Below are 26,008 nucleotides of genomic sequence, written 5' to 3'. Positions count from 1 at the left end.
CGGCGGCCCGGCCGCAGACCCGTAGAATGAGGGCCGAATGGACTCGGCGACCAGGAGAGAGACGATGCGCACAGGCACCGTCACGCCGGGCCCGACAGCGACGGCGGCCCGGTCGCGATGATCGCCGTTCTGCTCACCCTCCACCTCGTTGCGGCCGTCGGCGCGCCCACGCTGGTACACCTACTCGACCGGCGGGCGTTCTATGTACTCGCCGCGGTGCCCGCGATCGCCTTCGGCTGGGTCGTGAGCCAGGCGGCGACCGTCGTCGGCTCCTCGGGCGACACGTACGACGAACGCCACGACTGGATCGTCTCCCTCGGCTTCGACCTCGACTTCCGCCTCGACGCCCTCTCGTGGGTGATGGCGCTGCTGGTCAGCGGCGTCGGTGCCCTCGTACTCGTCTACTGCGGGTCGTACTTCCGTGCGGACGATCCGCACCTGTGGCGGTTCACGGCCGTCTTCACGGCGTTCGCGGGCTCCATGCTCGGCCTCGTACTCGCCGACAACCTGCTGCTGATGTACGTGTTCTGGGAGCTCACGACGGTCTTCTCGTACCTGTTGGTCGGCCACAACCCCGAGCGCAAGGCCAACCGGCGCGCGGCCATGACCGCACTCATCGTGACGACGTTCGGTGGCCTGGCGATGCTCGTCGGGATCATCCTGATCGGCGAGTCGACCGGCTCGTACCGGCTCACCACCCTGTTGGCCGAGCCACCCGACGGCACCCTCGTCACCGTCAGCGTCGGGCTGCTACTCGTCGGGGCGATCACGAAGTCGGCGCTCGTTCCGTTCCACTTCTGGCTGCCGGGGGCGATGGCCGCGCCGACGCCGGTCAGCGCGTACCTCCACGCAGCGGCCATGGTCAAGGCCGGCATCTATCTCGTCGCCGCGATGGCACCCGCATTCGCGGCGAGCGCGGTGTGGCGGGAACCGCTGCTCGCGCTCGGCGTGTTCACTATGGTCCTCGGGGGTCTGCGCGCACTGCGGCAGTACGACGTCAAGCTGCTCCTGGCGTACGGCACGGTGAGCCAGCTCGGCTTCCTGATGGTCGTCGTCGGTGTCGGTACGCGAGCCGCGGCACTGGCCGGTGTGGCGATGATCGTCGCGCACGCGTTGTTCAAGGCGGCGCTGTTCCTGGTGGTCGGCATCGTCGACCGGTGTACGGGCACGCGCGACCTGCGGGAGCTGACCGGCATGCGGCACCGGATGCCGGTGCTGTTCTGGACCACGCTGCTGGCGGCAGCGTCGATGGCGGGCATTCCGCCCCTTGCCGGGTTCGTCGCGAAGGAGAGCGTGTACGCCGCGTTCCTCGATGTCATCGACGGGGGCGACGGCACCGGCATCGAGACCTGGTTCAGCCTCGCGATCCTCGCCGGCATGTTCCTGGGGTCCCTGCTGACCGCGGCGTACAGCGCGCGCTTCGTCTGGGGCGTCTTCGGCGACAAGGCCGACGCCGCCGAGCCCGACCACGAGCGTCGCCCGCTGCCGTTGTTCGTGCTCGCACCTGTGGTGCTCGGCGTCGGCAGTCTCGCGCTCGGGTTCCTCGGCCGCCCCGAGACCGACGCGCTGCTGCCGTACGCCGAGCAGTTCCCCGCCGGCGCGCATGAGCCGTACCTCTCCCTCTGGCACGGCTGGACGCTCGCGCTCGGGTTGTCGGCGATCGCCATCACCGGTGGCATCGTGCTGTTCTGGCAGCGCCGACGCATCGCTGCCCTGCGCTGGACCTGGCCGAGCACCCTCGATGCCGAACGGGCGTACCGCGCGGTGATGCGGGCCATCGACCGGCTCGCCGTCGAGGTGACCGGACGTACGCAGAGCGGTTCGCTTCCGGTCTACCTGAGCGTGATCCTGCTCGCCGTCGTGATCCTGCCGGGTGCTGCGCTCGCGATGAACGGCGAATGGCCGACGGAGTATCACGTCTGGGACACCCCCGTGCAGGCAGCGGTCGCGGCGATCATGGCCGCCGCGGCTGTGCTCACCGTACGCTCGCGGCGTCGGCTGCGAGCCGTGATCCTGGTCAGCGTCGTGGGATACGGCACCGCACTGCTGTTCATCCTGCACGGCGCACCAGACCTCGCGCTCACCCAGATCCTGGTCGAGACCGTCACGCTCGTGGTTTTCGTTCTGGTCATGCGGCGGCTGCCGGCGTACTTCTCGAGCCGCCCGCTCTCGAAGAGCCGATGGTGGCGCATCGCGCTCGGTGTCGTCGTCGGCGTCGTCGCCGCGGGCATGGCGTACGTCGCCAGCGGCAGCCGGACAGCCACCCCGATCTCCGAGCGGTTCGCCAAGGAGGCGGTCGAGTACGGCGGCGGCAAGAACATCGTCAACGTGACCCTCGTCGACATCCGGGCATGGGACACCATGGGCGAGCTGACCGTCCTGGTCGTCGCCGCGACCGGTGTCGCGAGCCTCATCTTCCTCATCACCGGGCGGTCCGGGCGCGTCCAGCGCCTACCGCATCGCGACGAGTCGAGCGACGTACCCACGCGGCCGACCGGCCGGTGGCTCGCCGCCGGACCGACGCTGCGGGCCGATCGCCGTTCCCTGGTCTTCGAGGTGATCACCCGGCTGATCTTCCACACGATCATCGTGTTCTCGATCTACCTGGTCTTCTCCGGCCACAACCTCCCCGGCGGCGGCTTCGCCGGGGGCCTGGTCGCGGGCATCGCGCTGATGGTGCGTTACCTGGCCGGTGGGCGCCACGAGCTCGACAACGCCGCACCGATCGACGCCGGCGTCGTGCTCGGCCTCGGCCTGACGACCTCGATGGTGGCGGCGATGGCGCCGCTGCTGTTCGGTGGCGACGTGCTGCAGAGCGCGGTGATCGACCTGCACCCGCCGCTGCTCGGTGACATCCACCTGGTCACCTCGCTGTTCTTCGACGTCGGCGTCTACCTCGTCGTGATCGGCCTGATGCTCGACGTACTCCGCAGTCTCGGCGGCGGCATCGACCGGCAGGGCGAAGAGAGCGAGCCAGCTGAGCCCGCCGAGATCGGGAGTGACGCATGAGCGCCAACCTGACCCTGATCGTCACGATCGGCGTACTCTTCGCGACCGGTGTGCCACTCGTCCTCGAGCGCAGCCTGTCACGCATCCTGATCGGCGTGCTGCTGCTCGGCAACGGCGCGAACCTGCTGTTCCTCGTCGCCTCGGGCCGCGCGGGTCACGCCCCGATCGTCGGCGCACCCGACCAGCGGGCGAGCATGAGCGACCCACTCCCGCAGGCCATGGTGCTCACCGCGATCGTGATCACGCTCGGCGTCACGGCGTTCCTGCTCGCGCTGTCGTACCGATCCTGGCAGCTGAACCGCAACGACGACGTACAGGACGATGTCGAGGATGCGCTCATCAAGCGCCTCGCCGACCTCGACGAAGCGTCGACGTCGTTCGACGACAGTGAGGGCGGCGTTGCCGACGAGGAAGGCAGCGACGAGTCCGAGGCAACGAGTGGGGGCGATCACAGGTGAACGCCCTCGTACCGATGCCCGTGATGTTGCCGATGCTCGGCGCGGGAATCTGCCTCGTGCTCGGGCGGTCCGCGCGAGCACAACGCATCGTCAGCCTCGCGGTGCTCTCCGCGGTCGTCGTGATCTCCGGTGTGCTGTTGTGGAAGACGGACGCGAGCGGGCCGCAGGTCGTCGATGTCGGGGGTTGGGGGGACCTCGGCATCAGCCTGGTCGCCGACCGCCTTTCCGCTTTGCTCCTGGTCGTCTCGAGCATCGTGACGCTGTGCGTGCTCGCGTACTCGCTCGGTCAGGGCATCGTCGAGTACGGCCGCGACACCCCGCTGTCGGTGTTCCATCCGACCTACCTCGTCCTGGTCGCGGGTGTCTCGAACGCCTTCCTCTCCGGTGACCTGTTCAACCTCTACGTCGGCTTCGAGGTGCTGCTCGCCGCGAGCTACGTACTGATCACCCTCGGCGGCACAGCTGCACGGGTACGCGCGGGCACGACGTACGTCGTGGTGAGCCTGCTGTCGTCGCTGATCTTCCTGATCGCGATCGCGCTCGTGTACGCCGCGACGGGCACGGTGAACCTCGCGTCGCTCGCCTCGCGCATCGATGATCTCCCCGACGGCGTGACGCTGATCCTGCAGCTGATGCTGTTGACCGCGTTCGGGATCAAGGCGGCGGTGTTCCCGCTCGGTGCGTGGCTGCCGGACAGCTATCCGACCGCCCCCGCACCCGTCACGGCGGTGTTCGCCGGCCTGCTGACGAAGGTCGGCGTGTACGCGATGATCCGCGTGCAGACGCTGCTGTTTCCCGACTCGCCCCTCGAAGGGCTGCTCCTCGTCGCAGCACTGCTGACGATGGTCATCGGCATCCTCGGCGCGGTCGCCCAGTCGGACATCAAGCGGCTGCTGTCGTTCACGCTGCTGAGCCACATCGGCTACATGATGTTCGGGCTGGCGCTCGCCACGACGATCGACAGCCCGATCGCATTGGCCGGAACCGTCTACTACGTCATCCACCACATCACGGTGCAGACCACGCTGTTCCTGGTCAGCGGGTTGATCGAGATCCGCGGTGGGAGCACGAACCTCGATCTGATCGGAGGGCTTGCCCGGGTGTCGCCGGTGCTCGGCGTGCTGTTCTTCATCCCGGCGATGAACCTCGCCGGCATCCCGCCGTTCTCCGGCTTCCTCGGCAAGGTCGCGCTGTTGCAGGCGGGCGCCGAGTCGGGCACCTGGCTCGCGTACGTGCTCGTCGCGGGCGGCGTGGTGACGAGCCTGCTCACTCTGTACGCGATGGCGAAGGCATGGAACCGCGCGTTCTGGCAGGCGCCGCCCGACTCGGTCGAGGCGACGCCCGCCGAGGGCGCTTTGCACGGCGGCGACGCCGTGGCGGTCGACGCACCTCGTACGTCTGCGATGCCGATCAGCCTGGTCGTACCGACGGCGGTGCTGGTGGCGGTCGGGCTGGCGTTCACGGTCGCCGCCGGCCCGCTGTTCGGGATCGCGGAGCGCTCGGCCGATGAGCTGCGCGACCGTACGCCGTACATCACGGCCGTGACCGATGCGGCGGACCGATGAGCGGCGAGGAGAGAGCGAGGGACGAGCGGCTCGACGAGCGCGAACGTTCAAAGATGAGCGGCGAGGAGAGAGCGAGGGACGAGCGGCTCGACGAGCGCGAACGTTCAAGGATGAGCGGTGGGCGCGCGTTCGCACAGTGGCCGATCGTGCTTGCCCTGGCGGCGGTCTGGGTGCTGCTGTGGGGCGAGCTCAATGCGCTGAACGTCGTGGCGGGCTTGCTCGTTGCGATCGTCGTGCTCGCGGTGTTCCCGCTGCCGCCGTTGATCGAACCCGTCCGATTTCGGCCGCTGCCCCTGATCCGGCTGCTCGCGCGGTTCGCGTACGACGTGGTGGTCGCAAGCGTTCAGGTGGCCGCGCAGGCGCTGTGGTTCGGGCACCAGCCGATGAACGCCGTCATCGAGGTACGGCTGCGGGCACGCTCGGACCTGTTCTTGACGCTCACCGCGGAACTCGTGTCGCTCGTCCCCGGAAGTCTGCTGATCGAGGTAGAGCCGGTCGGAGACCCGGGCGCGGCACAGGCGCAGGATCGCAATGTGCTGTTCGTGCACATCTTCGGCGTACGCGACCTGGCCGACGTCGAGCGCGCACGCGCCGACGTCCTCGCACAGGAACGCCGGGTCGTCGAGGCGCTCGCGACCGACGCCGATCTCGAGGCGTACCACCGCACCGTGAGGGAGGAGCTGCCATGAACGACACCGAGTTCTTCGTATGGGCGTGCGCCGCAATGCTCGGGATCGCCGCCGTCCTGGCGCTGGTCCGGATGGCGATCGGACCGACCATGCTCAACCGCGCGGTCGCGATGGACGTACTCGCGGCGACCATCGTCGCCGGGCTCGCGATCGAGGCCGCGTACAACAAGCACTCCACGACGCTGCCGATCCTGGTGGTGGTCTCGCTGGTCGGGTTCGTGGGTTCCGTCAGCATCTCGCGGTTCGCCGCCCGGGAGAGCCGGGAGGACCACTGATGAGCATTGAATCCATGAGCGGGGCTGCCGTGGCCGACGGCTTGTCGGTCGCGTGTCTGCTGCTGGGCGCGTTCCTTGCGATGGTCGCCGCGATCGGGCTGGTGCGCTTTCCCGACCTGCTGAGCCGCATGCATGCGGCGACCAAACCGCAGGTGCTCGGGCTCATCCTCATCGTCATCGGGCTCGGCCTGCGCCTGCGCAACCCGACCGACGTCGGCATGCTGGTGCTGATCGCGATGTTCCAGCTGCTCACCGCGCCGGTCTCGGCGCACATGCTCGGGCGTACGGCGTTTCGCAAGACACCCATTCGCAAAGACCTGCTGCTCGTCGACGAGCTGACACCGCGGTTGGAGGAGCGGCCCGATCGCCCGGACGACGGCCCCGTCGGTGGCGAGCGCTAGCGTGACCGGGTGCGCATCGCTACCTGGAACGTGAACTCGATCCGCGCCCGCATCGACCGGGTGACCGACTGGCTGGCCCGCTCCGACGTCGACATCGTCGCGCTGCAGGAGACGAAGTGCCGCGACGACCAGTTCCCGACGGATCGCTTCCGCGACCTCGGCTACGACGTGGTGCACGACGGCCGGTCGCAGTGGAACGGCGTGGCGTTGTGCTCACGCGTCGGCTTCGACGACGTGACGGTCGGCTTCGCGGGTCAACCGAGCTGGGGCGAGCCGCCGGAGGTCGAGGCCCGCGCGATCGGGGCAACGTGCGGCGGCGTACGGGTGTGGAGCCTTTACGTGCCGAACGGTCGGGCGCTCGACGATCCGCACTACCGGTACAAGCTCGACTGGCTCGACCACCTGCGTACGACGACCGCGGGCTGGCTCGCCGACGAGCCCGACCTGCCGCTCGCGCTGATGGGTGACTGGAACATCGCGCCATGCGACGACGACGTCTGGGACATGGCGGCGTTCGACGGCGATACGCACGTCTCGGCCGACGAGCGCGCGGCGTTCCGCTCCGTTCTCGACGCCGGCCTGACCGACGTCGTACGCCCGCACACCCCCGGCCCCGGCGTCTACACGTACTGGGACTACAAGCAGCTCAGCTTCCCGAAGCGGCGCGGCATGCGCATCGACTTCATCCTCGGCTCCCCGTCGTTCGCGAAGCGGGTCACCCGCGCGTCCATCGACCGTGAGGAGCGCAAGGGCAAGAGCCCCAGCGACCACGCCCCGGTGATCGTCGACCTCGGGTAGGGGCCGCTCCCCCGAGATTTGGGACGTAACTGCGCCTTTCGCGCCCGCAGAGTCGCAATTGCGTCCCAGATCTCGGCGGGAGGGGTCGTGACCTCAGCCGCCCTGCAGGTACGCGAGCACGGCGAGCACCCGCCGGTTGTCGTCCTCGTCGACCGGGAGGTCGAGCTTGGTGAAGATGCTGTTGGAGTGCTTGCTGATCGCCTTCTCGGTCACGAACATCTCGCGCGCGATCGCGGCGTTGGAACGACCTTCGGCCATCAGCTCGAGCACCTCGCGCTCGCGCTGGGTGAGGTTGCCGATGCCGGTGTCGTTGCCGGCCTTCGCGAGGAGGGTCGAGACGACCTCCGGGTCGAGCACCGTGCCACCGCCGGCGACCCGGCGTACGGCCTCCACGAACTCCGTGATGTTGGAGACGCGGTCCTTGAGCAGGTAGCCGACCGCGCCGTCACCGCTCGCGAGCAGCTCGCGGGCGTACAGCTGCTCGACGTACTGCGAGAGCACGAGGACGGGCAGGCCGGGACGCTTTCCGCGCGCCTCGATCGCCGCACGGAGTCCCTCGTCGGTGAACGTCGGCGGCATGCGTACGTCGACGACCGCGACGTCGACATCGGTCTCGGCGAGCGCCTTCACCAGCGACGGCGCGTTGTCGACGGCCGCGACCACCTCGAACTCGTTCGCCTCCAGCAGGCGGGTGAGCCCATCCCTCAGGAGGGCGAGGTCCTCGGCGATGACAACACGCACGGCAGCTCCATCGTGATGGTGGTCGGCCCCCCCTGCGGGGCTCACTACCTCCATCGTGCCGTCAAATGCCGCGAGACGTCGACGCACCCCCGACAATCCAGTGCCGCGGTCGATGTCAGCGCCACCGTGCCCGTCGTCGGTGATCGTCATGCGCAGAAGACCGTCGGCGTGGCGGATATCGACCCGCGCGCTCGTTGCGCCCGCGTGCTTACCGACGTTGGCGAGCATCTCTGCGACCGCGAAGTACCCCGCCGACTCGACCGGCGCCGGCGCCCGACCGTCGAGCGTGATCGCGACGTCGACCGGCACCGCCATGTCGAGCGCGAGGGCGCGTACCGCCCCGTCGAGTCCGCGGTCAGCGAGCACGGGAGGGTGGATGCCGCGTACGACGGACCGCAGATCACCCAGAGCGGAGGTGGTGGTCAGACGCGCCTCCTCGAGGAGCTTCGCCGCCGCCTCCGGGTCTCTGCGGATGATGTCCTCGGCCATCCCGAGGTTCATGCCGAGCGCCACGAGCCTGGCCTGTGCGCCGTCGTGCAGGTCGCGTTCGATTCGCCGCAGCTCGGCGGCCGAATGGTCGATCGTCTCGGCGCGCGACTCGGCCACCTGGGCGACCCGGCGCTCCAGTTGGCCTCGCGACGGTGCGAGCAGGGTCCGGTCGAGCTGAGCTCGCAGCCGGATCAGGTACGGCGTGCCGTACCACCAGAGCAGCCCCGACACGACCGCCCAGGTCCACTCGAAGAACGACTCGCGGAAGGTGTCGATCTTGAACAGCCCGTAGTTGATGTCGAAGATGCCATCGGGCGTCACCGCGAACACGAGCGGAAACACGAGGTACCAGGCCACGCCCAGCAGGAACGCCAATGCCAGCGAGGTGAGCAGGATCCCGATCGTGCAGCTGGCGAGCGCCCACAACAGGTCGCGCCAGGTCGCCGGATCGGTGAGCCACGTACCCAGCCGGGTGGAGACCCGCATGCCCTTGGTGGGTACGTACGGTGACTGGATGTGCCCGCCGAGGGTCAGCTCGGCCATCCGGCGATGCTGGTCGGCGAGCGCACGCAGTAGCGGCAGGAACATCGACAGCAGCAGGATGCCGACGCCGGTCGCCACCAGGAGTCCGCTCACCGTGGTCAGCACGGCGATCAGCAGGACGGGAATGTTGAGCAGCGTGTACGCGACGGCGAGCGCGGTCAGCTTGACCCGCGCAGAGAGCTGGTGGTCCGCACCACGCTCATCCAACAGTGCCGTCACGGTGTGTCCTCTCGGTCTCGGGCGACTTCGACTCTGCCATCATCTGCTACGGCGGTACGTCGCGTCAGTGGACGTAGGCCCACCACGGTGCGGGACGAAGACCCAGGTCAAGGGGCGCAACGTAGGGTTGCACCACTGGTTACTCGAAAGTAAGATGCGGGGCCTGATGGTCTGGGTCACATCCGGATCGCCATGGGCCGTACGCTATCTCGGGGCGTACGCGTGTCGAGTTAGGGAGTAGTCAATGTCGGTTCTCAAGCGTGTGGCTATCGGGGCCGCCGCAACAGCCTTGGTCACGGCGACGATCGCGGCCGGTGGGCCAGCGTCCGCGTCGGAGATCAAGATCAAGGGCAAGGTCGCGGGCTCCAGCACCGTCGCGAAGAGCGGTGACACGCTCACGCTTCCCAGGGGGGCGAGTCTGAAGGCCAGCCTGTTCCTCCCGAGCGGCAAGATCCGCAAGGGCGTCATGGACGTACCGACGATCACGGCGCACATGGACGCCAAGATCCCCGGCCTGGACTTCCTCCCGGGTGTTCCGATGAAGGCCAAGGTCAACATGGTCCAGGTGGCACCGATCACCGGCAAGGTGCCGAGCAAGGGCAAGAACAAGGGTCACATGGTCTCTGCCGCGACCGTTCGCTTCGCCATTCCGAAGGCGACGCTCGACGTGCCGATCCCGGTGCTCGACGGCATCAACATCGTGCAGGACACCTGCACCACCGAGCCGTTCAAGATCAAGATGATCAGCAACAAGAAGCTGAACCTCGACAAGAAGATCATCATCGACACGAAGTTCACGATTCCGAAGTTCGACGGCTGCAGCATCGTGAACGTGCCGCCGTTCGGTCTGCGCAACACGTTGCTCACCCAGCTGCTGTCCGGTCCCGGCAACACGCTGCACCTCGAGGTCGGGCCGCTCAAGTCGGACCTCTGAGCGCGCAAGGCTCCAGCTGAAGCGAGACGCCCCGTCCGACAATCGGAAGGGGCGTCTCGCTTTGCTACTGCTCGCGGCTCAGCCTTCCCAGTCGGGACGCAGCGGGAAGTGCGCGTTGCCGGCCGCGTCGGGCCGTACGCCGAGGACCTGATGCAGCTGGATCTCGTTGCGCTCGAACGCCAGCCGGGAACCGGCCATGTACAGGCCCCACACGCGTGACGTACCGAGTCCGGCCTCCTTCACGCAGGCGTCCCAATTGGCCTCGAGGTTGCGGTTCCAGCCGGCGAGCGTCCGCGCGTAGTGCTCGCGGAGGTTCTCCTCGTGGCGCACCTCGAAGCCGGTGTCCTGCATGACCGAGATGATCTTGCCCGACCCGGTGAGCTCACCGTCCGGGAACACGTACCGGTCGATGAACGCGCCGGCGCTCGCCCGCGAGTGGTTGTCGGGCCGGGTGATGCAGTGGTTCAGCAACCGCCCGCCGGGACGCAGCCGGTCGAACAGGAACCGGAAGTAGCCGGGGTAGTTGCGGACGCCGATGTGCTCGGTCAGCCCGATGGAGCTGATCGCATCGAAGTCACGCTCGGCCACGTCGCGGTAGTCGCCGAACCGCACCTCGGCGAGATCCGCGAGCCCGTCGCGCTCGATCGCGCGCTGCGCCCACTGCGCCTGCTGCTCCGACAGCGTCACGCCGATGGCCTTGACGCCGTACTCACGCGCAGCGTGGCGCGCCATGCCGCCCCAGCCGCAGCCGACATCGAGCAGCGTCATGCCCGGCTTCAAGCCGATCTTGCGCGCGACCAGGTCGTACTTGTAGGCCTGCGCCTCCTCGAGCGTCGCGTCCTCGTGCGGGAACGCCGCACAGGTGTACGTCATCGACGGGCCGAGCACGTGCTCGTAGAACTCGTTCGAAACGTCGTAGTGGTGGTGGATCACCGCGGCATCGCGGTTCTTGCTGTGCCGCAGCCCTTCGAGGGTGCGGCGCCAGCGCGGGAGGTGCTCCTGCGGCGGCGGAGGCGGCGGCTTCAGGTGCGACAGGCCGAGCCCGCGCAGGATCCGGAACGCGTCGCTCGGCGACGGCAGCTTCGGCCGAAGGTCGTCCATCACCGTCGCCATCGCCTCGTACGGGTCACCCGGATGCACGCCCTCGAGCTCCAGGTCGCCCGAGACGTACGCGCGTGCCATGCCGAGATCACCCGGCGCGGTCAACATGAAAGAAAGGCCGCGCTCGTTCGCGAGGTGCAGGTGCACTCGCGCGTCGGGCGGGCCCGCGCTGCTCCCGTCGTACGCAGTGAACCGGAACGGAACGCCATGCGGAAGTATCTCCCCGATGGCATCCGCGATCCGGATGCGCGCGCTAGTTGTCGTCATCGACGTCTCACCGCCTTCTCGTACATGCCCGTCAGCCGTTGCTGCGGGTCGTAATGACTCTTCACCTTTGCCCAGGTCTCGCCGTCGTAGAGACGGTCGAAGGTCTCGCGGTCGTAGTACGCGTCTGAGTACAGCGACTTGTGACCGCCGAGCTCGGTGACCCGCCGCTCGATCGCGCGGTTCACGTCGCCGTCGCCGGCGCCGGGGGCGATCGGCACAGTGCCCCAGAAGCCGACGTTGACGTACAGCTCCGATACCTCCAGCGGGTAGAGCGGCCACGTACGCGCCGGCTCGTCGTCGCTGCGTCGCAGCCGCAGCGGGCACAGCCAGACGGGGCTCATGCCGACGGACTCGTCGAACCACGACATGAAGTCTGCGAGCCGGCCGGCCGGCACCTCGACGTCCTGGATCACCCGCTCGCGCGCCGGGAGGCCGCGAGCCCGGTCGATCCGCGCGGCGACGCCGAAGCGGTTCTCGAGCCCCACCAGCTTGTGGTAGACGTCGCTGCGCCGGTATCGCCGCGGCCACACGCGGCGTACGAGGGGGTGCTGTGCCCCGAACGCACGTGAGCACCAGAACCAGTCGGTGTCCCAACGCCACAGGTAGTCGTACATCGTCAGGGTGTCGCTCGTGCGGGTGCGGATCGACCGGTAGTAGATCTCCTGGCCGCCGTAGTCACTGGTGCCTGTCACTTCATCGGTGAACGTCGCAAGCGTGAGGTAGACCTCGGTCGGCGAGAACACGACGCCGTCGAGTCCGTCGACCCGCTGTCCGTCGTACGCGGCGGCCGGCACGATCTCCTCGATCGCCGCGGCGGCCTGCGCGACGCCGTCGAAGCGGACATGGCGCAGCGACACGAAACGCGGCACCCGCTCCAGCCGGATGCGGAGCCTGGTCGCGTACCCGAGGCTGCCGTACGAGTTGGGGAACGCCTCGAACAGGTCGGCGTTGACGCCATCGGGCGTCGCCGTCACGATCTCGCCGTCGCCGGTCAGGATGTCCATCTCCATCACCGACTCGTGCGGCAACCCGTTGCGGAACGACGTCGACTCGATACCCAGACCCGTCACGGCGCCACCGAGGGTGATCGTGCGCAGCTGCGGCACGACGTACGGGATGAGCCCGTGCGGCAGGGTCGCGTCGACGAGATCCTCGTAGGTGCACATGCCCTGCACATCGGCCGTCTGCGCGTTCACGTCGATGGAGACGACCCCGGCAAGGGCCGAAACGTCGAGGCCGGCGGTCTCGACGCCCTCGCGGGCGCGGAAGAGGTTCGAGGTCTTCTTCGCCAGTCGAACGGGACGATCTGCGGGGATTGCGTGGTACGAATCGACGAGCCGCTGCACCCCGCGCCGATGTGCGGTAAGTCCAATCGTCGTCACCCGCTCAGCCTACGCGGACGCCGCCGAACCCGGCCACGGACCCAGACCCGAGCCGGACACACACCCCCAGGGGTGGCGAGCAGCACGACATAAGTGCAAGTGTTGGCCTCGTGAGTACGGCTGGTGCGCTCCCCGATCGAGCTCTGGAGCTTCCTCCCGACCCTCGCTCGGCCTCACAAGCACGCCGGTGGGTACGTGCCCAGCTCGCCGAGCTGCAGCGCACCGAGCTCATCGACAGCGCCACGCTGGCGGTCTCGGAGCTCGTCGCCAACGCCGTGATCCACGCGCGTACGACGATCTGGGTCGGGCTTCGACTCGATGACGAAGCGCCCCGTATCGACGTCTACGACCTGTCGCGCCGACGCATCCGACCGCGGCCGGTCGTTTCCGATGCGCTGCAGGACACCGGCAACAACGGCAACGGCATCGCGCTCGTCTCGGCGATGACCCAAAGCTGGGGAGTCGAGCCGTGGGGCGACGGCAAGTGCGTCTGGTTCATTCCCGCGCCACCGGATATGCCGGCCGAGTCCGACTTCGTGGAGCAGTACACCTCCGTACGCCCCCAGACCGCACCGATCGACGTCTACCTGCTCGATACTCCCGTCGACCTGCTCTGGCAGTCGCGGATGTACTACCGCGACCTGCGGCGCGAGATCATGCTGATCAACCTGCAGCCGGAGCGCGATCCCGAGGTACCGGACTCGCTGATCGACCTGGCCCGCCGCTTCGACGAGGTCAACCCGGTGTTCCTCGGCGACGAGCAGGTGCTCGACCGCGCGTACATGCGGGGCGAGAAGGCGACGACCCTGCACTATCAGACGCGGGCCGAGGAACGCTCCGACTGCATCGAGCTGACGCTGCTGTTCGACCGTGCAGAGGAGTTCTGCCGGGAGAAGGTGCTGCTGACGCTGCCGCCGCCGGAGGACCAGGTGCGCGTACGCCACTGGCAGTTCGACGAGTTCGTCCGCCAGATCGACGGGAAGGATCCGGTCAGCTGGACCGATGCATTGCCCAGAGGAGGACTTCTGTAGCGCCCTCGGCGATGATCCGGTGCGCTCCTGGTGCCGCGATACGCATCGTGTCGCCGTCGGCGAGCTGCTCGCCGTCGATCGCCACGCCCCCGCGTACGACGTGCAGGTGCCGCAAGGGCGCATCGGGGAGCGCGACGTCGACGCCGCCGGCGATCCGGCCGATCCACAGCTCAGCACCCACCCGGTCGATGTCGATCGCCGCCGTCTCGTCGTGGCCGCCGGCCACGGCGAGCACGAACTCCGGCTCGTCGAGGTGCGCTTCGAGGTCGGCCTGTCGGTACGACGGCCGGTCGACGCCGTCGGAACGTAGCCACATCTGTACGAAGCGGAGCGAATCGTCCGCCGACGCGTTGCGCTCGGCGTGCTCGACGCCGGCACCCGCGCTCATCCGCTGGATCGTGCCGGGCCGGATCGTCCCGTGGTGGCCGGCGGAGTCCTCGTGCTCGAGCGTGCCGTCGAGCACCCAGGTCACGATCTCGGCGTCGCGGTGGCGGTGCAGGTCGTACCCACTGCCCGGGGCGAGCGCCTCGTCGTTGACGGCCGTGAGGTCGCCGAACCCGATGTTGTCCGGGTCGTAGTGGTCGCCGAACGAGAAGCAGTGGCGGGTCTCGATGCCCTCGCGGACGCTCAGGTAACGCTCCGCGGAGCGTTGGATCGTGACCGCGGGCTCCATCTCAGGCATAGCCCAGCTCGTGCAGCCGGTCGTCGTCGATCCCGAAGTGATGCGCGATCTCGTGCGCAACGGTGATCGCGACCTCGCGTACGACGTCGTCCTCGGAGTGGCAGATGCGCAGGGTCGGGCGCCGGTAGATCATGATCCGGTCGGGCATCGCCCCGGCGTACGAGGTGTCGCGCTCGGTCAGCGGAGTGCCGACGTACAGCCCGAGCAGCCCGGGATCGTACGCCGGCGCGTCGTCCTCCACGAACAGCGCGACGTTGTCGAGCAGGTTGGTCAGCTCGTCGGGGATCTCGGCGAACGCCGACTCGACCAGCGTGAAGAACCGCTCCTCGTTGATGTCGATCACGGGACAAGTGTTGCAGCCCGATCCACACCGGTCGGGGCCGATTTGGGCGCATCGCAGGTGACGCTCTATGCTGTACCGGTCCCTGACGGCATCGACCGCCTGACACCTCGCCCTCATCGTCTAGAGGCCTAGGACGCCGCCCTTTCAAGGCGGTAGCACGGGTTCGAATCCCGTTGGGGGCACACTGTCGCGCTGCGCTACGATATGCAGCGCAGCAGACCGCAACACAGCTGAATAGTTTGGCCCTGTGGCGCAGTTGGTTAGCGCGCCGCCCTGTCACGGCGGAGGTCGCGAGTTCGAGTCTCGTCAGGGTCGCCATCGATGGCACATCAGCGCTCTCGTCCCTTCGGGGCGGGGGCGCTGGGTCATTCTCGGACAAATAGACATTTGTCATGCCAGGGCGTAACAAATGTCTATTTGTTGCGACCCGCTCGATCGGCCCCGCCCGCCCCGCCCTGCCGATCTGCGAAACTGCCCGGATGGGCCTGAGTCGGCGAAGCTTCCTCACCGCAGGCGGGCTCCTCGTCGTCGGCGCGGGCGCGACGGCGGCCGGCGTCGAGACCGGGGTACTCCCGGGGCGCTCGTGGGCGTACAGCCATCTCGGAATCGACGGCGAGGACGGCACCATCCCCGACGTCGCACCCGGTCGTATGGTGAGTGGCGCCTTCATGTCCGAAGCCAGGTTGGGCGAACGTTGCGGCTGGTCCATCGCCTATCCCCCCGGCGAGCGCGGCAACCTGCCCGTTGTGGTCGTACTCCACGGCAGAGGCAACGACCACACCTCGGCCTTCGCCGACCTCGGACTCGATCGGTTCCTGGCAGACGCGGTACGACGGGGCGCGGAGCCGTTCGCGATCGCGAGCGTCGATGGCGGTGAGACGTACTGGCACGCGCGCGACAACGGCGAGGACGCCGGTTCGATGGTGGTCGACGAGTTCATCCCGCTGCTCGGCGGGCGCGGGCTGGAAACGCGGCGGGTCGGAGTCCTCGGCTGGTCCATGGGCGGGTACGGCGCCCTCCTGCTCGCATCGCGCCTCGGCCCGGACCGCGTATTCGCTGTCGTGGCGGAGAGCCCGGCATTGTGGCCGCGCTACGAAGACACCGCACCCGGCGCGTACGACGACGAAGCCGACTTCGCCGACGCCGTGGTCTGGGGCGAGCAGGATCGGCTGAGCGGCATTCCCGTCCGGATCGACTGCGGCGAGAGCGACCCCTTCTACGGCTACACCCGTACGTACGTGGACGGTTTCGCGGACGATCCCGCCGGCGGCTTCCAGCTCGGCGACCACGACGTGGGGTACTGGCGGCGGATGGCGCCGGACCAGCTGCGCTTCCTCGCCGACAGTCTCGCCTCGCGGTGACCGTCATCGGCTCCGTGACGCGTCGCCGAGGTACGTCGTCGCGTCGATAAGACATCCGCTATTGGCAGGACGGCGTACCTCGGCGCCTTTGATCGGTGAGCGACTCTCTCGGCATACGCTCACCGCTGACCGTGCGCGACAAGCGCGGCGTGCAGCGTGCCGACCGCTTCCCCGTCGCGCAGGTCGATGTCGAGGAGCCGCTCGATCGTCTCGAGCCGCTGGTAGAACACCGACCGCGACAGGTGACACGCCGCCGCAGCGCGCTTGCGGTTCGTCGGATGGTCGACGTACGCGCGGGCGACCGCGACCAGGTCGCCACCGTGCTCGGCGTCGTACGCGAGCAGTGGACCGAGCACGCGCTCGACGAACTCCTGGAGCGCGGGATCCGAGCGACGGCCGTAGAGCAGCAGCGCGAGCGCGGCGCGCTTCGTGTGATGCACGTGCACGCCCGCCGGTCCCCTTGCGGGCAGTGACTGGAGCAGCCCGATCGCCGCATCGGCCGACGCGCCCAGGTCGGCGAATTCGGACGCATCGGGCCCGACCGCAACGAGCGTGTACGCCTCGGGATCGCCGGGTGCGAGCAGCGATACGAGCCGGTCGCCATGCGCCGACCCGGCACCGGCGCGCGAGTCGGCCTTGGACGAACACAGGAACAATGCCGTGTCTCGCGGCGACTGTGCCCACGGCGCGGCGACGACATCGACGTCGACACCCGGCGCGGCCGCGCTCGCCGCGGCGACCCGATCGGCGGCATCCTCGCTGCGTATCGCGACTGCGGTGAGCACACGGCGGCGCGTACGAAAGCCGGTCGACTCGAACGCCGCGCGTACGTCGTCGAGCCCGACGAACTCACCCGCGACCAACCCGTCGATCAGCTCCAGGTGACCGGTGCGCGTCCACTCGTCGCGGCCGGCGAGGCGGGCGAGGGAGAGGGCGAGCGCGGCGTTCTCGAGCACGACCTCCCCGGTCGCCGGTACCTCGTCACAGTCGACGGCGACGAGGTGTCCCCACTGCTGGCCGAGTGCCTCGACCGGCGTACGCAGCCAGCCACCGGACGACCAGTACGTGGTCCGCTCGTACGGCGCAGGGCGAGGCGACGCCTGCTGGGCCGCTCGGCGGGACCTGGGTGCCCATTCGTGCAGGTAGCTCCCCGGATCGCGCCCGAAGGAGCTCCACGCCAGGGCGCGGTGGTTGAGATCCTCGAGTACGACCGCCGACCCGATCATGCGTGCGACCTGGTCGAGCAGGAAGCGCACCGAGCGGCCGCGGCGGTTCAGCTCCGCGAACACCTCGTGCACGTGGTCGCGCTCGCGCAGTGCCTGCGACTGGCCGTCGATGATCAGCCCGTGCACGGCCTGCGTGATCGACACGAAGCGGACCTCGCGATCGAGCACCACGAGCGGGAGTCCGGCGCGCTGGCACCGCTCGATGAGCGCCGGAGGCGACTCCGAGAAACGATCTCCGAGCTCCAGCACCAGACCGGCGACATCTGCCGCGACGAGGTCGTCGACGTAGGCCTCCAGCTCGCCCGCGTCCTGGGCGAGCCCGACTCCGGTCGTGAGCAGCAGCTCACCGCCGAGCAGCAGCCGGCGCGTACCCGTCACCGGGGCGACATGGACCCACCGCACCGACCGGTCGAGCCGATCGGCACCGGCGACGACACGGGGACGACCGGCCGCGACCTCGGCGAGCGCAAGGACGTCAGCGATCGTCGGAAGCACGGCTGCACCCAGGGTCGGACATAGTGTCCGACGATAGCCGAGATCCTCGACGATCTGCCGCGATGCGCCCCTGCGGTCGATGTCAGACTGGGATGAATACTGAACTCGAGCCCGGGCATTACCGCCCGAACACAGTGTCTTCGTCAGGAGTGACCGTGGCAGTCGTACCCCATCTCATCGACGGTAAGCGCGTCGAGACCTCGGACCGCACCGGAACGGTGTTCAACCCGGCAACCGGAGAGCGCCAGCACGAGGTGCCGTACGCGTCCCGGCAGCAGACCGACGAGGCCATCGCGGCGGCCGCCGCCGCCCTCCCCGGCTGGCGTGCGACCAGCCTGACCAAGCGCACCGACGTGCTGTTCCGACTGCGTACGCTCCTGACCGAGCACCGCGACGAGATCGCCGCGGTCGTCACGAGCGAGCACGGCAAGGTACTCGCCGACGCGGCCGGCGAGGTCGCGCGCGGTATCGAGAACGTCGAGTTCGCCGCTGGCCTGACCGATCACCTCAAGGGCGAGTACAGCGAGCAGGTGTCATCGGGTGTCGACGTGCACAGCGTCAAGCAGCCCGTCGGGGTCGTCGGCTGCATCACGCCGTTCAACTTCCCGGTCATGGTGCCGCTGTGGATGATCGCGAGCGCGATCGCGTGCGGCAACACGGTCGTACTCAAGCCGAGCGAGAAGGACCCCTCGGCGGCGGTGCTGATCGCCGAGCTGTTCGCGGAGGCGGGCCTGCCGGCGGGCGTACTCAACGTCGTGCAGGGCGACAAGGAGGCGGTCGACGCGATCCTGGAGTCACCGACCGTCAGCGCGGTCAGCTTCGTCGGCTCGACGCCGATCGCACGTTCGATCTACGAGCGGGCCGCCGTTGCCGGCAAGCGCGTGCAGGCTCTCGGGGGCGCGAAGAACCACATGGTCGTGCTGCCGGACGCCGACATCGCGTCGGCCGCCGACGCCGCGGTCTCCGCCGCGTACGGCTCGGCGGGCGAGCGTTGCATGGCGGTCAGCGTGCTGGTCACCGTCGGCGACATCGCCGACGACCTGATCTCGGCGATCACCGAGCGCATCGGTTCGCTGTCGATCGGCCCGGGCACGGATTCGAGCTCGGAGATGGGCCCGCTCATCACCGGCGAGCACCGTGACCGGGTCGCGTCGTACGTCGACGCCGCGCGCGAGTCGGGCGCGAAGGTCGTCGTCGACGGGCGCGAGCAGGGCTTCGACGGCGACGGATACTTCCTCGGCGTGAGCCTGGTCGACGCGGTGACCACCGACATGTCCGTCTACACCGACGAGATCTTCGGGCCGGTGCTGTCGGTCGTACGCGCCGAGACGTACGAAGAGGCGCTGGCGATCGTCAACGAGAACCAGTACGGCAACGGCGCCGCGCTGTTCACGCGTGACGGCGGCGTCGCGCGGCAGTTCGAGTTCGACGTCGAGGCGGGCATGGTCGGCATCAACGTGCCGATCCCGGTGCCGGTCGGGTCGTACTCGTTCGGCGGCTGGAAGGACTCGCTGTTCGGCGACGCCCACATCTACGGCCCCGAGAGCGTGCACTTCTACACTCGGAGCAAGGTCGTGACGAGCCGCTGGCCGGATCCCGCGACCTCGCGTATCGATCTCGGATTCCCGGCGAACGGCTAGGAGCTTGCCATGACTGAATACACCCGAAGGGACGGCACAACCGCGTCCCTGCCCGATCGCGCCGCGAATGAGCAGGTACGCCGCGACGACCGGGCCCATGTCTTCCACTCGTGGTCGGCGCAGAACCTGATCGACCCGACGCCGGTCGCACGGGGCGAGGGCGCGACGTTCTGGGACTACGACGGCAACGAGTACCTCGACTTCGGCTCGCAGCTGGTCAACCTCAACCTCGGGCACCAGCATCCCGATCTCGTACGCGCGATCCAGGAGCAGGCCGGGCGCCTCGCGACGATCCAGCCGTCGATGGCCAACGACGTACGCGGCGAGCTGGCGCGGCTGATCACCTCGAAGGCGCCGGACGGACTCAACAAGGTGTTCTTCACCAACGGAGGTGCCGACGCCAACGAGAACGCGGTCCGGATGGCGCGCGGCTACACCGGCCGGCGCAAGGTGCTGACGACGTACCGCTCGTACCACGGCTCGACCGGCTCGGCGATCAGCATGACGGGCGATCCCCGACGCTGGGCGAACGAGCCGAGCGACTCGTCGGTCGTGCACTTCTTCGGGCCGTACGCGTACCGCTCGCCGTTCCACTCCGACTCGGCGGAACAGGAGACCGAGCGCGCGCTGCGCCACCTCGAGGAGGTCGTCATGCTCGAGGGCCCGCAGACGATCGCGGCGATCGCACTGGAGACGGTGGTCGGCACCAATGGTGTGCTGATCCCGCCGCCCGGTTACCTGCAGGGTGTACGCGAGCTGTGCGACCGACACGGGATCATCTACATCGCCGACGAGGTGATGGTCGGCTTCGGCAGGGTGGGTGAGTGGTTCGCGTTCGACGCGTTCGACGTCGCGCCCGACCTGATCTCGTTCGCGAAGGGCGTGAACTCCGGCTACGTACCGCTCGGCGGTGTCGTGATCCGCGACGAGATCGCCGACTTCTTCGGCGACCGCGCGTACACCGGTGGGCTCACGTACTCGGGACACCCGCTCGGCTGCGCTGCGGGCATCGCGACGTTCGAGGTGTTCGAGCGCGACGACATCCTCGGTCGGGTCCGGCGCCTCGGATCCGAGGTCGTGGCGCCGACGGTCGCCGACTGGGCGTCGCGGCACCCGAGCGTCGGTGAGGTACGCGGCCGCGGCCTGTTCTGGGCGGTCGAGCTCGTCCGCGACCAGGGCACGCGCGAGCCGCTCGTACCGTTCAATGCGTCGGGCGCCGACGCCGCGCCGATGGCCGAGCTCGCGGCCCGCTGCAAGGCGTCCGGTGTCTGGCCGATGATCCATTTCAACCGGCTCCAGATCGCGCCCCCGCTGGTCATCGGCGAGGACGACCTGCGGCGCGGACTCGCCGTGATCGACGAGGCGCTGGCGTACACGGACAAGTTGGCCGCCTGACCGTTCGCCGGGCAACAGCCCCGCTGGGCCGCACGTTTCGGCCCCAGATTCTCGATTTCTGGGGCCGAAACGTGCGGCTCACGGGGGTTTCATGGGGATGGAGGAGGATGTACGCGTGACTGACACGCCCACGCCCCGCTGGTTCTCCGCGACCGGAGACGGCCACTCGCAGTGGTACATCGAACGCTTCCGCACGATGGCCGCCGAGGGCGTCGACCTCGCCGGTGAGGCACGCTTCCTCGACGCGATCGTGGCGCCCGGCTCGCGGATCCTCGACGCCGGCTGCGGCCCCGGCCGGCTCGGTGCGGAGCTCCATCGCCGCGGCCACACCGTCGTCGGCGTCGATGTCGACCCCGAGCTGATCGAGGCCGCCGGAGTCGACCATCCCGGTCCGACCTGGATCAACGCAGACCTTGCCACCCTCGACCTGCCCGCTCTGGGCATCGACGAGCCGTTCGACGCCGCCCTCTGCGCCGGCAACGTGATGCCGTTCCTCGCCGCCGGCACCGGCGCCGACGTACTGACCAACCTGCGCGCGCACGTACGACCCGATGGCCCCCTCGCGATCGGCTTCGCCACCGACCGGGAGTACTCCCTCTCGCAGTTCGATGCCGACGCCGCGACTGCGGGTCTGACGCGTGAGCACCGCTTCGCGACCTGGGACCTCCGCCCCTGGGACGACGCCGCCTCGTTCGCCGTCACCGTGCTGCGCGTCCCCGCGACATAGGGAGGCACGGTTGGCCCTATACTTGCTGGAGCCCGGCCCGCCGCCGGGCACTCGTTCGCCCGGCTCGTACGCGCGCCGCGGACACGGCCAGGTAGCTCAGTTGGTACGAGCGTCCGCCTGAAAAGCGGAAGGTCGCCGGTTCGATCCCGGCCCTGGCCACCCAGAATTCCGGGCCAAAGTCCCGATCGCCACTCCCCTCAGTGACCCCCGTCAGACTCTTGATGCATTCCGGGGACGACCGCATGGTGCGGCCAGTGTTCGAGGTCGATCAGGACTGGCTTCTGCACGCGTTGCAGGTGGCCCTGAAATGGCGGTACTTCGGGAGCGGCCAACGTGCCAGGACGAACGAACGGTGTCAGGCCGTTACTCGCGCGGGTCGGTATCGCAGGGCGACCGCTCCCGACCGGAACTCCCGGCGATCCACGAGCTCGAGCTGGATGCGCTCGTGCAGACCGGCGAGCAGCGTCGGTCCGTGTCCGGCGAGGACCGGCTGTACGAGGAACTCGTACTCGTCGATCAGTCCCAGATCTGCCAACGCCAGGGGGAGCGTCACGCCGCCGACGTACAGGCTCTCGCCTGGTTCCTGCTTGAGCCGCTGAACTGCTTGCCCCAAATCCCCTCGCACCAGTTCGGCGTTCCAATCGGCGCCGCCCAGCGTGCTCGACACAACGTACTTCTTCGCCCGGTCGATGGTCTCGGCGAACGGGACCTCCCACTCACCCATCCAGTCGGGCCACGTGCCCGTGGCCGGCTTCCGCCACGCCGACTCCATCATCTCGTAGGTCACCCGGCCGAATAGCAGAGCATCGGCGCGTGCCATCGCATCTGTCCAGTACCGCATCGACTCCTCGTCCGGCGGGAGCCCGGCCTCGTGATGGCAGCATCCGTCAAGCGTGACGTTGATCGAGTATCGAAGTGGTCTCATCTCGTTGGTCTCCTTCAATGCGCGCCCCACGAATCGCCAACTCTTCGATCGGATGCATCGCGCAGTTCCGCGTGTTGGCGAGTTCCGGGGGACGCAGACGGCTCGCGCATCGCAAGCGTAGCGACACGTCGGGCCATGCCGATGTCCTCGCTTGGCGGTCCGGCGGACGCACCATCAATCTCCTAGGCGGAACGCCAAGCAGGTAGTGACACAGATCCATGAAGACCTGCCGCTTCAAGACAACCTTGGCCGGGCTCGTATCTCACCGAGAGCACAAACATCGGCGAGCCGTGGGCCGAGACATGTCGTCGGAACATGCGGCTTCGTATGGCGAGTCTGGTCGACTTGCCTTGGTCGCGATCACGCCCCAGGTGGTGCGCGCCTGGCACCGTAGTGACCGTGGTTGGCGTAGGGCGACCGTTCACCGGCCAGCGTGCGCTGACTTTCTGCTGACTGCGACGGCCGCTACATCGGACTCGCATTCCGCGGGGTGTTCACGGCGGCAGTCGTCGACGGTCGGTACCGAAGGTCGGCAGCAAGCGTGGGTTCAGTCCCGTCACGTTGGAGATGCACGATCTCGCCTCCGGGCGCATCGTAAAGTCGGACGCCGTCACCGAGCAGGACCGGCGCGATGTGTATATCGATCTCGTCGATGAGGCCCCGTTGAAGCAGTTGCCGTCCGATGGTGGGCGAGTGGACCTGGAGGTTCTTCCCCTGCGCCGCTGCTAGACCGATACGCACAGCCTCGTCCACCGGGCAGCTAAGGATGGTGAAGCCATCCTTCTGACGTGCATCCTCGGGATGATGGGTAAGCACGAAGATCGGCCCGTCCCACGCTCCCCCGTACGGAGTGATGCCGGTGGTGCTGTCGTAGCCGTCGCGCCCGGCGAGAATCGCGCCGGTCGCTTCGACGTATTCACTGAGCAGACCATCTCGGGTGGTTGTGCCCGCCATGAAGTCCATCGAGTGGCCTGGGCCGGCTACGAACCCGTCCAAAGACATCATGAAAGCCCAGTGCACCTTCCCCGCCGCGATCTGCGGCTTCAGATCCTGCATTCCTGTCTCCGCTCTCTCGTCAGTCACCAGGTAGACGGGCCGGCCCGGGCGGATTCAGCGGTCGTTTCCACGTCGACATGTTCGTCCCGGTGACAGGACTGCGGCGTTGCAGCGGATGCCGACGAGCGCGTGCCCGAGGACCCTCGTATATGGATGCCCTGGTAATTTCCTGGAATCCTGCTGTCGAACTCCGGAGTGACCGTGAAGGCAATCCGCCAGAATTCGTTGACCGTCGAGGCGCCCGCTCCCGCAGCATTCCAGGCGGCACTCGGCGTTGTGCAGAACATCAAGAACATGGACATCCTCGCCGTACACAACGAAGGCCAGAAGTTGGTGGCCATGGAAAAGGCGAAGATGTCGAACCGGAAGATCTACGTCATCGCGACCGAGAGCCAGGGGTCGAACACCGTGGTCCACGTCGCGGTGGGAGCCGACCCGCGCCAGCGCCAGGCCGTGTTGGACGGCAAGTTCAATGCGAAGGGTGCGAGCCGGTTCGTCGATGCCGTGCAGGGTGCGCTCAGTGGTGAGGCGCCAGCACCGATCACGCCCGTACCGAGTCACTACCTGCAGAAGAAGGAGCAGGTTCCCTGGGTCGACCCCAACGAGGAACCCGACATCCAGCTCGGCTTCTCCTGGCTCGGCCTCGCGAGCTACATGAACTAGGAGTATCCAACGACTGATCGTCGTGCCCGAGGAGCGCGGCAACGGGTACGCCCGCCTCGTCCCCGCACAGGTTTCGCTCGGGGTCCTCCAAGACGGCAGCCACACCGAGGGCCGCCGAGGGCTCGACGACCGGGCCCGTGTGCTCGAGGAGCAGCTGTACGCCCGCGATGATCGACTCCTCGCGTACCAGCACGGCGTCGTCGGTCGAGATCGAGGCGCGTCTTGAGCATGACGAGAGGATATGTCCCCAGATTCGTACGTCCGTGACCACAACGCGCCACGCCGGCTAGACGATGAGGCACCGTCGCCACGATGCGCCAACGGTGTCGACCTCGATGCAGTCGGGAAAGCCCAGGTCGGACCAGAACCCGCCCGCATCGGCAGTCGAGACTACGCCGATGCTGACGAGCCAGTTGGTGAGCACCATCCCGTGTGTCCCGATCACGATCGCCCGGTCGCGGTATCGATCTTGGGCGGCGACGACACCGGCGTGGAACCTCCCCGCCGCGTCCTCGTGCGACTCCCAGCCGGCATGCCTCACTCCTTCGACATAGCGCCGCCGCAGGCGCAGGAAGTCGCCGCCCCAGGGCTCACCAGTCCGGGCGATCTCATCAAAACGGGCATCTCGCTCTACATGGGTGTCCGTCCCGCCGACCGTCTCCCACGCTTTGCGCTCGCAGCTCGCTGTCAGATGTGCACCGGCGGGGAAACGCGCGCGCAGCTGCCGAGCCGCCGCCCGCCCATCGGCAGTCAATGCCCAGGCGCCCGACGGAGCCGCCTTTGTCGCCAGCGGCATCGCGTGTCGCACCAACAACAGCACGCCGCCCATCCTCGCACCCGATCGCTGACCCGAGGATCGGCTGACCTCGCCTGCCGGGTCGCGATCGAGCAGTCAGCTGGCGCGCGCCGTTGCGGTTGCGTCTGCCCACAAACGAATGCGGCCTTCGTATCCGGTCGCCGGGAAGCTGCCATCGACCGAGACATCCTCGATGGTTGCGCCAACGGGGCGGACCGCCTGCGGCGCTGGTCGACCGACGATCTCGGCGCGACCGCTCGCGCGGCAGTTGTTCCGCCGAACGGCGCGTGCGGTCAACGTATGCACGGCCTCCAGGCCCTCATCGACGAAGATGGCGACGATGCTCCATTGGCCGGCCAGTACCTCGCGACTCGCCAGCGACGGATGCTGGAGCAGATAGCAGGCCACGTTGACAGAGTGGTACGCGGCCCACGGTTGGCGTCGTTCATGATCCAGCGCAAGCAGGACATGGAACAGCTGCTCGCACGTCCCCCAACGACCCGTTGCCCCGCACTCACCGCAGGCCTCAAACTCCATGGCGTCACCGTACGACGGGACGCTCGTCTCGTACGAGCGCAAGCGATGTGCAGGAGAGCGGCATCCAGGGGATGACGTTTCCCTTACCACGCTGAGTTCCGGAGATAGTCCCGGTTGCGGGAGCGGCTGCGCGCTCCGTGCGGTCATGCCGATATGAGTCTGCGTACTCATGCGCCTGCCGACGTCCTCGCCCACGCTCAAACCCATGACCGATCACGACGCCCGCCACCTCGTGGGCTGCATCTGGGTAGCCGGCACGA

The 26,008-nt window shown here is 68.2% G+C and carries 25 protein-coding genes, 3 tRNA genes and 1 pseudogene; 18 read left to right on the top strand and 11 right to left on the bottom strand.

Annotation, left to right across the window (positions count from 1 at the left end; all coding sequences use genetic code 11):
• Positions 1 to 117: 117 nt before the first annotated feature.
• The 7 genes from L0C25_RS13585 to L0C25_RS13555 are packed head-to-tail and all read left to right on the top strand — an operon-like array spanning position 118 to position 7,195.
• Positions 118 to 3,009, top strand: a complete 2,892-nt coding sequence (locus tag L0C25_RS13585) for a Na+/H+ antiporter subunit A (protein WP_271632189.1) — start codon at positions 118 to 120, stop codon at positions 3,007 to 3,009.
• Positions 3,006 to 3,467: a Na(+)/H(+) antiporter subunit C gene (locus tag L0C25_RS13580; protein ID WP_271632188.1), complete on the top strand. Its 462-nt coding sequence runs from the start codon at positions 3,006 to 3,008 to the stop codon at positions 3,465 to 3,467. Before L0C25_RS13585 ends, L0C25_RS13580 begins: the two co-directional genes overlap by 4 nt.
• Positions 3,464 to 5,032, top strand: coding sequence for a Na+/H+ antiporter subunit D (locus tag L0C25_RS13575; RefSeq protein WP_271632187.1), 1,569 nt, complete (start codon positions 3,464 to 3,466; stop codon positions 5,030 to 5,032). The genes L0C25_RS13580 and L0C25_RS13575 overlap by 4 nt, the downstream gene beginning before the upstream one ends.
• Positions 5,029 to 5,721, top strand: a complete 693-nt coding sequence (locus tag L0C25_RS13570; protein ID WP_271632186.1) for a Na+/H+ antiporter subunit E — start codon at positions 5,029 to 5,031, stop codon at positions 5,719 to 5,721. The genes L0C25_RS13575 and L0C25_RS13570 overlap by 4 nt, the downstream gene beginning before the upstream one ends.
• Positions 5,718 to 5,996, top strand: coding sequence for a monovalent cation/H+ antiporter complex subunit F (locus tag L0C25_RS13565; RefSeq protein ID WP_271632185.1), 279 nt, complete (start codon positions 5,718 to 5,720; stop codon positions 5,994 to 5,996). Before L0C25_RS13570 ends, L0C25_RS13565 begins: the two co-directional genes overlap by 4 nt.
• Positions 5,996 to 6,397: a monovalent cation/H(+) antiporter subunit G gene (mnhG, locus tag L0C25_RS13560; protein ID WP_271632183.1), complete on the top strand. Its 402-nt coding sequence runs from the start codon at positions 5,996 to 5,998 to the stop codon at positions 6,395 to 6,397. Before L0C25_RS13565 ends, mnhG begins: the two co-directional genes overlap by 1 nt.
• A 9-nt stretch (positions 6,398 to 6,406) precedes the next feature.
• Positions 6,407 to 7,195, top strand: a complete 789-nt coding sequence (locus L0C25_RS13555) for an exodeoxyribonuclease III (RefSeq protein ID WP_271632181.1) — start codon at positions 6,407 to 6,409, stop codon at positions 7,193 to 7,195.
• 93 nt (positions 7,196 to 7,288) lie between these two features.
• On the opposite strand, the gene L0C25_RS13550 is transcribed toward L0C25_RS13555, so the two are convergent.
• Complete coding sequence (locus L0C25_RS13550) at positions 7,289 to 7,936, bottom strand: response regulator transcription factor (protein ID WP_271636830.1); 648 nt, start codon at positions 7,934 to 7,936, stop codon at positions 7,289 to 7,291.
• Between the two features lie 420 nt (positions 7,937 to 8,356).
• A pseudogene (locus tag L0C25_RS13545) lies at positions 8,357 to 9,046 on the bottom strand (sensor domain-containing protein); the annotation flags it as partial.
• Positions 9,047 to 9,431: 385 nt separating this feature from the next.
• Between L0C25_RS13545 and L0C25_RS13540 the strand changes: the two are divergent.
• Positions 9,432 to 10,121, top strand: coding sequence for a hypothetical protein (locus tag L0C25_RS13540; protein ID WP_271632180.1), 690 nt, complete (start codon positions 9,432 to 9,434; stop codon positions 10,119 to 10,121).
• 78 nt (positions 10,122 to 10,199) lie between these two features.
• Here L0C25_RS13540 and L0C25_RS13535 read toward each other — a convergent pair whose 3' ends face one another.
• Together L0C25_RS13535 and L0C25_RS13530 are read right to left on the bottom strand one after the other, a co-directional pair.
• Positions 10,200 to 11,489 (bottom strand): class I SAM-dependent methyltransferase, encoded by a 1,290-nt coding sequence (locus L0C25_RS13535; RefSeq protein ID WP_271632179.1) that lies wholly within the window; start codon positions 11,487 to 11,489, stop codon positions 10,200 to 10,202.
• Positions 11,486 to 12,871 carry an FAD-binding oxidoreductase gene (locus L0C25_RS13530; RefSeq protein ID WP_271632178.1) on the bottom strand — a complete coding sequence of 462 codons (1,386 nt, stop codon included), beginning with the start codon at positions 12,869 to 12,871 and terminating at the stop codon, positions 11,486 to 11,488. Before L0C25_RS13530 ends, L0C25_RS13535 begins: the two co-directional genes overlap by 4 nt.
• 110 nt (positions 12,872 to 12,981) lie before the next feature.
• Here L0C25_RS13530 and L0C25_RS13525 point away from each other — a divergent pair, with 110 nt between their 5' ends.
• Positions 12,982 to 13,902 (top strand): ATP-binding protein, encoded by a 921-nt coding sequence (locus tag L0C25_RS13525; protein WP_271632177.1) that lies wholly within the window; start codon positions 12,982 to 12,984, stop codon positions 13,900 to 13,902.
• Here the strand turns inward: L0C25_RS13525 and L0C25_RS13520 are convergent.
• Complete coding sequence (locus tag L0C25_RS13520; protein ID WP_271632176.1) at positions 13,862 to 14,584, bottom strand: pirin family protein; 723 nt, start codon at positions 14,582 to 14,584, stop codon at positions 13,862 to 13,864. The genes L0C25_RS13525 and L0C25_RS13520 overlap by 41 nt on opposite strands.
• The gene (locus tag L0C25_RS13515) at positions 14,577 to 14,927 is read right to left on the bottom strand and encodes a metallopeptidase family protein (protein ID WP_271632175.1); all 351 of its coding nucleotides are present in this window, start codon (positions 14,925 to 14,927) and stop codon (positions 14,577 to 14,579) included. The genes L0C25_RS13520 and L0C25_RS13515 overlap by 8 nt, the downstream gene beginning before the upstream one ends.
• A gap of 109 nt (positions 14,928 to 15,036) precedes the next feature.
• Here L0C25_RS13515 and L0C25_RS13510 point away from each other — a divergent pair.
• From L0C25_RS13510 to L0C25_RS13500, 3 genes are all read left to right on the top strand, one after another.
• Positions 15,037 to 15,109, top strand: a tRNA-Glu gene (locus L0C25_RS13510).
• 59 nt (positions 15,110 to 15,168) lie between these two features.
• Positions 15,169 to 15,245: transfer RNA gene (locus L0C25_RS13505), tRNA-Asp, on the top strand.
• A 161-nt stretch (positions 15,246 to 15,406) separates the two neighbouring features.
• Positions 15,407 to 16,288: an alpha/beta hydrolase gene (locus L0C25_RS13500; RefSeq protein WP_271632174.1), complete on the top strand. Its 882-nt coding sequence runs from the start codon at positions 15,407 to 15,409 to the stop codon at positions 16,286 to 16,288.
• A gap of 119 nt (positions 16,289 to 16,407) precedes the next feature.
• On the opposite strand, the gene L0C25_RS13495 is transcribed toward L0C25_RS13500, so the two are convergent.
• The gene (locus L0C25_RS13495) at positions 16,408 to 18,009 is read right to left on the bottom strand and encodes a PucR family transcriptional regulator (RefSeq protein WP_271632173.1); all 1,602 of its coding nucleotides are present in this window, start codon (positions 18,007 to 18,009) and stop codon (positions 16,408 to 16,410) included.
• A 149-nt stretch (positions 18,010 to 18,158) separates the two neighbouring features.
• Between L0C25_RS13495 and L0C25_RS13490 the strand changes: the two genes are divergently transcribed.
• The 4 genes from L0C25_RS13490 to L0C25_RS13475 all read left to right on the top strand — a co-directional run bounded on the left by L0C25_RS13490 (position 18,159) and on the right by L0C25_RS13475 (position 21,930).
• Complete coding sequence (locus L0C25_RS13490; RefSeq protein ID WP_408641645.1) at positions 18,159 to 19,649, top strand: CoA-acylating methylmalonate-semialdehyde dehydrogenase; 1,491 nt, start codon at positions 18,159 to 18,161, stop codon at positions 19,647 to 19,649.
• A gap of 9 nt (positions 19,650 to 19,658) precedes the next feature.
• Complete coding sequence (locus L0C25_RS13485; protein WP_271632170.1) at positions 19,659 to 21,044, top strand: aspartate aminotransferase family protein; 1,386 nt, start codon at positions 19,659 to 19,661, stop codon at positions 21,042 to 21,044.
• Between the two features lie 115 nt (positions 21,045 to 21,159).
• Entirely contained in the window at positions 21,160 to 21,771 is a 612-nt protein-coding gene (locus tag L0C25_RS13480) for a class I SAM-dependent methyltransferase (RefSeq protein ID WP_271632169.1), read from the top strand.
• Positions 21,772 to 21,856: 85 nt separating this feature from the next.
• Positions 21,857 to 21,930: transfer RNA gene (locus L0C25_RS13475), tRNA-Phe, on the top strand.
• Between the two features lie 196 nt (positions 21,931 to 22,126).
• Here L0C25_RS13475 and L0C25_RS13470 read toward each other — a convergent pair.
• A complete protein-coding gene (locus tag L0C25_RS13470) occupies positions 22,127 to 22,696 on the bottom strand; it encodes a dihydrofolate reductase family protein (protein WP_271632168.1) in 570 nt (189 codons plus the stop codon).
• A gap of 465 nt (positions 22,697 to 23,161) precedes the next feature.
• Positions 23,162 to 23,752 carry a dihydrofolate reductase family protein gene (locus L0C25_RS13465; protein ID WP_271632167.1) on the bottom strand — a complete coding sequence of 197 codons (591 nt, stop codon included), beginning with the start codon at positions 23,750 to 23,752 and terminating at the stop codon, positions 23,162 to 23,164.
• Positions 23,753 to 23,953: 201 nt separating this feature from the next.
• Between L0C25_RS13465 and L0C25_RS13460 the strand changes: the two genes are divergently transcribed.
• A complete protein-coding gene (locus L0C25_RS13460) occupies positions 23,954 to 24,415 on the top strand; it encodes a hypothetical protein (protein ID WP_271632166.1) in 462 nt (153 codons plus the stop codon).
• A gap of 22 nt (positions 24,416 to 24,437) precedes the next feature.
• Entirely contained in the window at positions 24,438 to 24,641 is a 204-nt protein-coding gene (locus tag L0C25_RS13455; protein ID WP_271632165.1) for a hypothetical protein, read from the top strand.
• Positions 24,642 to 24,701: 60 nt separating this feature from the next.
• Here L0C25_RS13455 and L0C25_RS13450 read toward each other — a convergent pair whose 3' ends face one another.
• Positions 24,702 to 25,235, bottom strand: coding sequence for a histidine phosphatase family protein (locus L0C25_RS13450; protein ID WP_271632164.1), 534 nt, complete (start codon positions 25,233 to 25,235; stop codon positions 24,702 to 24,704).
• 72 nt (positions 25,236 to 25,307) lie between these two features.
• The gene (locus L0C25_RS13445) at positions 25,308 to 25,790 is read right to left on the bottom strand and encodes a DUF5946 family protein (RefSeq protein ID WP_271632163.1); all 483 of its coding nucleotides are present in this window, start codon (positions 25,788 to 25,790) and stop codon (positions 25,308 to 25,310) included.
• Positions 25,791 to 26,008 lie beyond the last annotated feature (218 nt).

This window comes from Solicola gregarius, from assembly GCF_025790165.1.
Classification (GTDB): domain Bacteria; phylum Actinomycetota; class Actinomycetes; order Propionibacteriales; family Nocardioidaceae; genus Solicola; species Solicola gregarius.
Note: the sequence above shows the minus strand (reverse complement) of the source record. Positions and strands in the feature narration are given on the sequence as shown.